A 9,967-nucleotide genomic window follows, 5' to 3' on the forward strand; every position below is an offset into this window, starting at 1 on the left:
CGCATCCTTTGCATGCAAATGAAATTTGGGCTGATTTCGGCACCGAAGCTTAATCGCTCTCCTGTACAGTCCTTGCTGAAGAACGACCCGGCAAATCGGGCGATGGGGCAGGGGCATGCGTCACAGACTTTCCACGGCAACGGCGGTATTGGCGGCCGTCTTGATGATCACCGGCTGCACGACGAACAGCAGCGTCGACACGACCAAGACCACCGCGATCCAGGCTACGGCCAAGGACATCAGCGCCGCCGACCTCACGGAGGGCAAGGCGCAGTTCCGGGAGGCGAATTTCGGCCTCGCCGAACAGCATTTCCGCAAGGCGGTGGAGCTCAAGGCCGACAATGCCGAAGCCTGGATGGGGCTTGCCGCCTCCTATGACGAGCTCGGCCGCTTCGACTTCGCCGACCGCGCCTATTCGCAATTGCTGAGGGTCGCCGGGCGCAAGCCGCAGATCGTCAACAATATGGGCTATTCGCAACTCCTGCGCGGCAACAAGAAGAAGGCAAGGGCGCTGCTGCTCGAAGCCAAGGCCGGTCTGGCAGACCAGACCGTGGTCAATGCCAATCTGGCGCTGCTCGACAAGAGCTGATGTGCTTCCGGCTTGTCCCGCCGCGGCACCGTGCCGGAGTTTCAGCGGGCATGTCGACGCTTTGTAAACCCTTTGTCGAGCTAGCAGTGGGCACCGGCCGAAAACGGTTTGCGCCACGCGTCTACAACCTACATTGAGGAAGCAACGAGACTCCCCAACGGTAGATCTTCAGAGATGTTGGATTTCAGCTCGCTCCTGCTCGCGGCGGCGCTGTCGGGCACATGCCTCAGCGTCACGATGCTCGCGATCTGGTTCACCGCGCCGCGGGCGCGTTTCGTGCTTACGGTCGCCTGCGGCATACTCGTGCTCGTTGCCCATGTCGTCCTGTTCTGGCGCTATACCAAGCAAGCGAACCCGTGGCTCTGCCAGATCGTGCTCGCGCTGCTTAGCCTTGGGTTTCTCGTCATCTGTTTATCGGCGATGCAGTATCTCGGCATCCGCAATTATCGCCGCGCCATCGGGCCGGCGCTGGCGGCGATGGCCGCCTCCGCTCTCGTCACCTATTTCGGCTTCGATGGTGTCGGCTTCCTCATCACCTATTCGACGGTGACGGCGCTGCTCGCCGCGATCGGAACGATGTTCTGGATGAAGGGGGATCACGACCGTCGGATACTGCTCGTCGTTTCGTTCCTCAGCGGCGCCTGCGCGATATCCTTCGCGCTGTGCGGCATGGTGCTGCTGGTGCAAGGGCAATGGGTCCTCGGCGTCGCGCCCGACAACTGGGCGGAGCGGATGAACTCCGTCGTCGCGGTCGCCTGCATGACCGGCCTCGGCGCGCTGACGCTTTCGCTGCACCATCTGCAGGCGCAGATCGAGCTCAAGGCCGCGACGATGACCGATCCGCTGACCGGCCTGATGAACCGCAGGGCACTCAGCGAGCTTTATGGCGGTCGCAGCTTCGGTCCGTTCATGGCAATCGCGATGTTCGACCTCGACCATTTCAAGACAACCAACGATGTCTTCGGCCATCCCGTCGGCGATCAGGTGCTTTGCCGGTTCGCGGCGGTGATCAAGAAATATGGCAGGGCCGGGGTCGATGCCTTCCGGCTCGGCGGCGAGGAGTTCGCGCTCGTCCTATCGCGCATGACGCCAGAAAAGGCGCACGACATGGCAAGCAGGATCGGCGTCGCTTTCGGCACCGAAATCGTTCCGACCCAACGCGGTCCGTTGCGCAGCAGCGTCAGCGGCGGCATGGGGTTTGGCGCCGCCGATGGCCGGACCCTGGACGAGGTGCTGGCCGAGGCCGACGCCGCGCTCTACGCCGCAAAGCGCGCCGGGCGAAACCGCGTGATCGCCCAAAGCCAGGAGGACCAGCCCGATAGCGGGCCAGCCCTGCGCTCGGCCTAACTTGCCCTAACCGTCTACTCTGCGGCGCCGAGATATTCCGACAGCGGCGGGCAGGAGCAGACCAGGTTGCGGTCGCCGGCGACATTGTCGATGCGCGAAACCGGCGGCCAGTATTTTGCCGCCAGATCGACGTCGCCCGCCGGGTAGGCTGCTTCCAACCGCGAGTATGGATGCGCCCACGCGCCTGCCAATGCCTCGGCGGCAGTGTGCGGGGCGTTGACCAGCGGGTTGTCGTCGAGCGGCCATTCGCCCTTCGCCACCTTTGCCGCCTCGCCGGCGATCGCGATCATCGCCTCGCAGAATCGGTCGAGCTCGCGCTTGGGCTCGGATTCCGTCGGCTCGACCATTAGTGTGCCGGCAACCGGGAACGACATGGTCGGGGCGTGGAAGCCGTAGTCGATGAGGCGCTTGGCGATGTCGTCGACGCTGATGCCGGCGCTCTCCTTGAGCACGCGGGTGTCGAGGATGCACTCATGGGCGATGCGATCGCTCCGGCCCTTATAGAGGAGCGGGAAATGCGGCGCGAGCCGCGTCGCCACATAGTTGGCGGAAACGATTGCCGTCTCGGTGGCCTGCTTCAGCCCGGAGCCGCCCATCATGCGGATATACATCCAGGTGATCGGCAGGATCGAGGCGCTGCCGAAGGGCGCGGCGGCCACGGCATGCGCCGAACCTTCCGTGACATGGCCCGGCAGATAGGGTTTCAGATGCGCCCTGACGCCGATCGGGCCGATGCCCGGGCCGCCGCCGCCATGCGGGATGCAGAAGGTCTTGTGCAGGTTCATGTGGCAGACGTCGGCGCCGATGTCGCCGGGGCAGGCGAGGCCGACCAGGGCATTGAGGTTGGCGCCGTCGAAATAGACTTGGCCGCCATGCTCGTGGATGAGCGCGCAGAGGTGGCGCGCGCCTTCCTCATAGACGCCATGCGTCGAGGGATAGGTGAACATCAGCGCCGCGAGGTTCTTGGAATGCTCGTTGGCCTTGGCCCGCATGTCATCCATGTCGATGCTGCCGTCCTCGGCGCAGCGCACGACGACGACGCTCATTCCCGCCATTGCCGCGCTCGCCGGATTGGTGCCATGCGCAGAGGACGGGATAAGGCACACGGTGCGGTGGCCTTCGCCGCGCGCGCGGTGATAGGCGCGGATGGCGAGCAGGCCGGCATATTCGCCCTGGCTGCCGGCATTGGGCTGCAGGCTGACGGCGTCGAAACCGGTGATCTCCGACAGCCAGGCCTCCAGGTCGTCGACCATGGCGCGGTAGCCGGCCGAATGGCTGGCCGGCGCGAAGGGATGCAGGTTGGCGACGTTCACCCAACTCACCGGCATCATCTCGGCGGCGGCGTTGAGCTTCATGGTGCAGGAACCGAGCGGGATCATGGCGCGGTCGAGCGCGAGGTCCTTGTCGGCCAGCCGCCGCAGGAAGCGCATCATCTCGGTCTCGGAATGGTTCTCGTGGAAAACCGGCTGGGTGAGGAACTCCTTGCCGCGCGGCCTACCGGGCATCGAGCCGGCTTCCACCGTGCCGGGCTTGGCGCCGAACAGGGCCGCGATCGCCTCGACGTCGGCTTCGGTCGAGGTCTCGTCGAAGGCGATGCCGACGCGGTCGGCATCGATGACGCGCAGCAGTCGGCCGGTCTTCTCGGCGGCGGCGGCTATTGCCGCGGCCTTGCCCTTCACTTCCGCCGTCACGGTGTCGAAGCGGTGTGCGCCGAGGACGGCTACGCCCGCCGTCTTCAGCCCCGCCGCAAGGCGGTCGGCGAGGGTGTGGACGCGCTCGGCGATCGCTTGCAAGCCGGCGGGACCGTGCCAGATCGCATAGGCCGTCGCCATGTTGGCGAGCAGCGCCTGCGCGGTGCAGATGTTGGAAGTCGCCTTGTCGCGGCGGATGTGCTGCTCGCGCGTCTGCAGCGCCAGGCGATAGCCCGGGCGGCCCTTGGTGTCGGTCGACTGGCCGACAAGGCGGCCGGGCATCAGACGGGTGAGCTTGTCGGAGACGGCGCAATAGGCGGCGTGCGGGCCGCCAAAGCCCATCGGCACGCCAAAGCGCTGCATCGGACCGACGGCGATGTCGGCGCCGAGCTTTGCCGGCGCGTCCGTCAGCGTCAGCGCGAGCGGGTCGGCGATGAAGACGACCAGCGCGCCGGCGGCGCGGGCCTTCTCGATCGCCGCCTTGTGGTCGCCATAGACGCCGAACGTGTCCGGCCAGGAGACGAGCAGGGCGGCGGTGTTGTCGTCGATGATCTCGCCGTCGACCTCGGTGCCGAGCGGTTCGGCGCGGGTGCGCACGACATCGAGCGTCTGCGGATGCGGCGTGCCGGCGAGCGCCACCTTGGTGCGCTTGTCGCGGTGATGGCGCAGCGCGATGCCGACCGCTTCGGCAACGGCGGTGGCTTCATCGAGCAGCGAGGCGGAGGCCACCGGCAGGCCGGTCAGCTCGGCAACCAGGGTCTGGAAATTGAACAGCATTTCCAGCCGGCCCTGGCTGATCTCGGCTTGGTAGGGCGTGTAGGCCGTATACCAGGCCGGATTCTCGAACATGTTGCGCTGGATGACCGGCGGCACATGGACGCCGTGATAACCGGCGCCAATGAAAGTCTTCAGCACCGTGTTCTTCGCCATCATCGCCGACAATTCGGCCAGTGCTTCGGCTTCGCTCGCCGGAGTGGGCAGGTTGAGCGGCAGGTCCAGGCGGATCGATCTCGGCACGGCCTGGCTGATCAGCGTTTCGACGGACGGAACGCCGATGGTGGCGAGCATGGCCCTGACATCGTTGACGCTGGGGCCGATGTGACGGGCCGAGAAAGGAATGGGTGCTGCGGTCATTTCCAAAGATCCTGGTATCAGCCGATGTGGGCTTTGTAGGCGGCCTCATCCATGAGGCTGTCGAGCTGGCTTGCGTTGGAAAGCTTCATCTTCCAGAGCCAGCCGTCGCCGGTCGCCGCCGAATTGACCAATGAAGGGTCCGACGACAGCGATGTGTTGGCTTCGGTGATCTCGCCGTCGACCGGCGCGTAGACATCAGAGGCTGCCTTGACGGATTCGACGACTACGGCAGTGTCGCCCTTGGCGAGCTTGCGGCCGATCTCCGGCAGTTCGACGAACACGAGATCGCCGAGCTGCTCCTGCGCATAGTCGGTGATGCCGACGGTGGCTACGCCGCCTTCGACGCGCAGCCATTCATGATCTTCAGTGAAATAGGTGTTTGCCATCGGAATATCATCCTTTGCGGTAGCGATGTGGCGTGAAGGGCAGCGAAGTGACCTCGATCGGGATTCTCGTCCCCCGGACGTCGGCGAATAGTCTGTTGCCGGGCTTGGCCAGCGCATTGTCGACATAGCCCATGGCGACCGGGTGGCCGGTCGAGGGGCCGAAGCCGCCCGAGGTCACGTGGCCGGCCGCATTGCCGTCGGCATCGACAAGCGCGGCGCCGGCGCGCACCGGCTGACGACCATCGGGCTTCAGGCCGACGCGCTTCTGCGATGACCCGCGCTCGAGGATCGAGCGCAGCGCATCGGCGCCGATGAAATGACCGGAAGCGCGGAGCTCTTTGGGGATCGCCCACATCAAACCGGCGCTCGCCGGATCGATCTCGGCTGTCAGATCCTGGCCATGCAGGCAGAGCCCGGCCTCGAGCCGCAGGCTGTCGCGGGCGGCAAGACCGATCCATTGCACGCGGTCGTCCTGCAGCAGCCTGCCGACGAGATCGCGGGCATCCGCCTCCGGCAGCCCGATCTCGAATCCATCCTCGCCGGTGTAGCCGGAGCGGCTCATGAACCAGTGTTGCCGGGGCTCGACACCATGCATGAACAGCAGCGAGCCCGTTTCGATACCGGCTCGCGAAAGGGCCGCCCAGGCTTCCGGGCCCTGGATCGCCAGGAAGACGCGGTCGAGCGGCTCGACCTTGGCATCGAAATCCGCAGCCAACGCACGCACGTGCTTTTCGTCCTCGGTCGCATTGCCGGCGTTGGCCACCACCATGAATCGGTGATCGCCAAGGCGCGTGACGATCAAGTCGTCGATGATGCCGGCGGCCTCGTTGAGGAAGAAGGTGTATTTGGATTGGGAAATTTCGAGCGCGCCGGCATCGAGCGGGCAGGCGCGGTTGAGAAGCGCGGCGGCGCTCGGGCCGCCGACTTCGAACAGCTTCATATGGGAGATGTCGAACAGGCCGGCATGCTCGCGCGTGTGGAGGTGTTCCTTCATCACGCCCGCCGGATAGGTCAGCGGCATCGACCAGCCGGCAAAAGCGCCGAAACGCGCGCCCGCCGCGTTATGCAAATCCTCGAGGGATAGATGTTTGGTGTGTTCGCCCGTCATGTCTTCTCCAGAGTCGCACGCAATCGACCGCCATTGGCGGTCCAGTCCGTGCCCCTCTGTCTGAAGCCTGAGAGACTCGCGCCCCGTAACTCTGTCGGCAGCGCTTACACCTTCGGCGCGGGAAGATTCCCGACTTTCCAGAGTTGTCTTTCCCGTCCACGGTTCTTTTGCCTGAGAGATTTCGGGCGATTTCCCCTTCGGCGACAGCTTGCGCTGTTCTCTCCCGCAAACAGGTAGGACTCAGTCACCTGAGCCCTCGACGCGCCATCCATAGCCCGTCGGCGACACGTTGTCACCTCCCAGCGACATCTCTCTCGGCATCCGTCGCCGATGACAACACCCGATCTGGTCCGAACGGTTGTACGACAAGGTGGCCTAGCCGCCCGAGACCATCGTCTTGCAAAGGATGATGTTGGAATGGCTTCGAGCCATCCGGAAGGTCGGCCGCCTGTGAGAAGCCGATTGTCGCCATCGAGGCGTTTCTCGATCGCGTTGAGCTCGGCTGGCGGAAGATCATGCTCGGCCTGCAGGCGAAAAGGCCCATCAAATACCGCCGTACCAGTCGTAGCCATTGTCTTCCCAATAGCCGCCGCGGCCGCCGCCGACATTGGCGAAGCCGTCGACCAGCTCGATCTTGTAGAGATATTTGGGCATCTTGTAGCCGAGCTGGCGCTCGACCCGCACCCGCAGCGGTGCGCCGTTCTCGACCGGCAGCGGCTTGCCGTTCAAACCGTAGGCCAGGATCGTCTGCGGATGACGGGCATCGATCAGGTCGATGCTGCCGTAATATTTGATGTCGCCGGAAAGGCTTTGCTCGATCGTGTCGAGGCAATGGAACATGACATAGCGCGCCTGCGGCTTGACGATGGCCTGATCGAGCACCAGCGACAGCGGCGTGCCGGTCCATTTGGCGATGCAGCTCCAGCCTTCCACGCAGTCGTGGCGGGTGATCTGGGTGCGGCTTGGCATGTTCTGCAACTGCTCGCGGGTGAGCGACAGCGGCTTCTCGACCAGACCGGTCACCTCCAGGCGCCAGGCGGCGAAATTGTTGGCGAGAAGCCCTTTATAGGTGTCGTCGTCAGGCGCGGTGATGCCGTTCGGCCGCTGCGGCTGGCGGATGTCGGCCTCGCTGAATTCCGGTGCCAGCGCGTCCCGGCCGGCAAGCAGGCGCTGTGCGCGGTATGTCAGGCCGTTGGCGCTTTCGAGGAAGCTGCGCAGCCCGCTGCCGACGCCCAGCCCGCTGTCGAAGGCATCGCAGCCGGACAGCGCGAGGCCTGACAGACCGAGGCTGGCGGAGGTCAAGAACTTCCGGCGGCTAATCTGGAATTTTGCCATGTCAGGCGCTCCTCTCGGTTGCCTGGTCGTGCTTTGCGGGCGGGTCGGTGCGGTACCAGCCGGTGATGATCGAGCGCAGCTCGTTGATCGGGCCGGCAGCCACGATCATCAGCATATGGACGACGAAGAAGAGGACGAGCAGCACCATGACGGTGAAGTGGATGGTGCGCGCCGTCTGTCGGCCGCCCAGGATTTCATTGAGCCAGGGAAGCACCGAATTCATGCTCGGCGACATCGCAAGCCCGGTGATGATCATCAGCGGCAACAGCACGAAGAGCACGCCACCATAGGCCATTTTCTGCAGCGTGTTGTATTCGCGCGCGTGGTGGAATTTCAGCTTCGCATGGTCGACGATGTCGCGCGGCAGCTTGCGCAAGTCATCCAGGCGGGGGGCAAGATCGCGACGGATATGGCCGTTGATCAGGCTCGCGATCAGCCAGATGAGCAGTGTTGCGCTCAGCACCCAGGCGAAGAAGAAATGCACGACGCGGGCTGTGCCGAGATCGTAGTAGGACGGGATCGTCGCCCATGACGGAAAGGCGCGCGGCGTTTCCTGTCCGGGAGGGCCGGACCAGCCGAGCACGCCGGTGGTGTCGAAGCGATGCCCGAAGATTTTGGTAAAGCCGCGCGGTCCGCTATCCGTGTTTTCGGCGCCGATCTCGAGGATCGTGTTGTTGTATTGGAAGCCCGATTCCTTGCCGATGTAGAGCTGTGGGCGTGCGTTGAAGATCTGCAGGCCCGAAAGCAGCATGAAAAACAGCGAGAACGCCCAGAGCCAATGGGTCAGGCGCGTCGAGCGCGACTGCCGGTAAATCAGGGTCGGGTCCTTCGGCGCGGATGCTTCTACCTCGGCGGAGGGTTCGCTTCTGGCGACGGTCTCCATATCTGGGTGTCCTCCCGGCTGCATCGTCTGCGGCCTCTCAGAGCCTCGTTCTCCTCCCAATACGTCTTCGGCCCAAGCGTTGTTTCATCCGATCACGGATTTATTATGGGCTGCCCAGGCTGACCGCGAGATTGACCGCGGCGGCGACGATCACGGTGTTGAAGAAAAACGCCAGGATCGAATGGACGAGCACGACCTGGCGCATGCGCGAGGTCGTGATGGCGGTGTCGGCGGTTTGCGCAGTCATGCCGATGACGGTCGCGAAATACAGGAAATCCCAGCCTTCCGGCCGTTTGCCGCCGGGAAAATCGAGGCCGCCGACCGGATTCTTGTTCCTGGTTTTCTCGTCGATCTCGTCGCCGTCCATCCAATAGACATGCGCATAATGCAGCGCCGCCATGGCATGGATTGTGAACCAGCCTAGCGGGATCGACAGCATCGCGAACAGCACCTCCAGCGGATGCGCGGCAGCCTTTTGGTTGATGAGCTGAAACAGCGAGCCGATGGCGAGGCCGACGACCAGGAGCGTGACGGCAAAAATCAGCAGCACCGGCAGGTCCGTGGCACGGGCGTTCTTGCTCAGGTACCGGCCGGTGAGCCTCGGCATCGCGACGAGCACCAGAACGGTGTAAGTGGCGAAGAAGAGGTTGGCGCCGATTGAGTAGGGCAGCGGCGCCCGCAGCATCAGGGCGAGAAGCAGCGCGACAATGCCGATGGCCGCGGCGAAAGCGAACTGCACGTGCCGGTGGATCGGCGTGTTGAGGGATATGTCGTCGCCCATGGCCGGTTCTCAAGGGGCTTCGGGTCAGCCGGGTGTGGCGGATTTGAGCGCCCGCCGCAAGATGCGGTCGAGCTCGCCGAGAAAGTTCGACCTGTCCTTCGGTGTGAAGCCGGCGTTGAAGCCGCGGCTTTCGCCGGTCTCGCGCAGATGCTGCTTCAAATCGCGCATCGCCACCGCCATGCCGATGGTCTCGGGCGTGAAGGGACGGCCCGTCGGTCCCAGCACATGCGCGCCGAGCGCCACCATGCGCGCGGCAAGCGGGATATCGGCCGTCACCACGACGTCGTTGGGTTTGGCGTTCTCGACGATCCAGTCGTCCGCGGCATCCGCGCCCTTGGATACGACGACGTTGCGGATCATCGGATCGCGCGACGGGCGCAGGCCGCCATTGGAAACATAGGTAACGGCAATGCCGTGACGTTCCGCGACCTTCTCGACCTCGGCTTTCACCGGGCAGGCGTCGGCATCGACATAGATGATGGGTTCGGGCATCGTCTCTCCAAATGTGCAAAGGGCCGGCGCTGGCCGGCCCTTTGCCAGGAATCCCGCCATTGTCAGGCCGCCAAGGCTCCCGACTTCTTCGCCGTCCAGGTGGCGATGTAGTCCATCAGGGCGGGGTTGAGGCAGTCATAGGGCTCGAGCCCGATCGACTTCAGCTGGCCGCGGATGCCGTCCATGCGGCTCGGGTCGACGCCGGCTTCGATGATCGAGGA

At 64.5% G+C, this 9,967-nt stretch carries 9 protein-coding genes, 1 pseudogene and 1 riboswitch; of the genes and pseudogenes, 2 read left to right on the forward strand and 8 right to left on the reverse strand.

Going from position 1 to position 9,967, the window contains the following annotated elements:
- Positions 1-115: 115 nt before the first annotated feature.
- Both CK220_RS13305 and CK220_RS13310 read left to right on the forward strand, forming a co-directional pair.
- The gene (locus tag CK220_RS13305; protein WP_095811946.1) at positions 116-589 is read left to right on the forward strand and encodes a hypothetical protein; all 474 of its coding nucleotides are present in this window, start codon (positions 116-118) and stop codon (positions 587-589) included.
- Between the two features lie 174 nt (positions 590-763).
- Positions 764-1,936 (forward strand): GGDEF domain-containing protein, encoded by a 1,173-nt coding sequence (locus tag CK220_RS13310; RefSeq protein ID WP_095811947.1) that lies wholly within the window; start codon positions 764-766, stop codon positions 1,934-1,936.
- A gap of 14 nt (positions 1,937-1,950) precedes the next feature.
- Here the strand turns inward: CK220_RS13310 and gcvP are convergent, their stop codons facing one another.
- The 8 genes and pseudogenes from gcvP to CK220_RS32455 all read right to left on the reverse strand — a co-directional run.
- On the reverse strand, positions 1,951-4,761 hold the full coding sequence (gene gcvP / locus CK220_RS13315) for an aminomethyl-transferring glycine dehydrogenase (protein ID WP_095811948.1): 2,811 nt from the start codon (positions 4,759-4,761) through the stop codon (positions 1,951-1,953).
- A gap of 17 nt (positions 4,762-4,778) precedes the next feature.
- Complete coding sequence (gene gcvH / locus CK220_RS13320; protein ID WP_095811949.1) at positions 4,779-5,147, reverse strand: glycine cleavage system protein GcvH; 369 nt, start codon at positions 5,145-5,147, stop codon at positions 4,779-4,781.
- Between the two features lie 7 nt (positions 5,148-5,154).
- Positions 5,155-6,255: a glycine cleavage system aminomethyltransferase GcvT gene (gene gcvT / locus CK220_RS13325; RefSeq protein WP_095811950.1), complete on the reverse strand. Its 1,101-nt coding sequence runs from the start codon at positions 6,253-6,255 to the stop codon at positions 5,155-5,157.
- Between the two features lie 149 nt (positions 6,256-6,404).
- Positions 6,405-6,491: riboswitch (glycine riboswitch) on the reverse strand.
- A 307-nt stretch (positions 6,492-6,798) separates the two neighbouring features.
- Complete coding sequence (locus tag CK220_RS13330; protein ID WP_095811951.1) at positions 6,799-7,590, reverse strand: molybdopterin-binding protein; 792 nt, start codon at positions 7,588-7,590, stop codon at positions 6,799-6,801.
- A gap of 1 nt (position 7,591) precedes the next feature.
- Positions 7,592-8,473, reverse strand: coding sequence for a cytochrome b/b6 domain-containing protein (locus CK220_RS13335; protein WP_095811952.1), 882 nt, complete (start codon positions 8,471-8,473; stop codon positions 7,592-7,594).
- Positions 8,474-8,576: 103 nt separating this feature from the next.
- A complete protein-coding gene (locus tag CK220_RS13340; protein ID WP_095811953.1) occupies positions 8,577-9,254 on the reverse strand; it encodes a DUF1345 domain-containing protein in 678 nt (225 codons plus the stop codon).
- A gap of 24 nt (positions 9,255-9,278) precedes the next feature.
- Complete coding sequence (locus CK220_RS13345) at positions 9,279-9,746, reverse strand: YaiI/YqxD family protein (RefSeq protein WP_095811954.1); 468 nt, start codon at positions 9,744-9,746, stop codon at positions 9,279-9,281.
- A 62-nt stretch (positions 9,747-9,808) separates the two neighbouring features.
- Positions 9,809-9,967, reverse strand: a pseudogene (locus CK220_RS32455) (aldehyde-activating protein); the annotation flags it as partial.

The sequence above is a fragment of the Mesorhizobium sp. WSM3860 genome (genome assembly GCF_002294995.1).
In the GTDB taxonomy this organism is placed as follows: domain Bacteria; phylum Pseudomonadota; class Alphaproteobacteria; order Rhizobiales; family Rhizobiaceae; genus Mesorhizobium.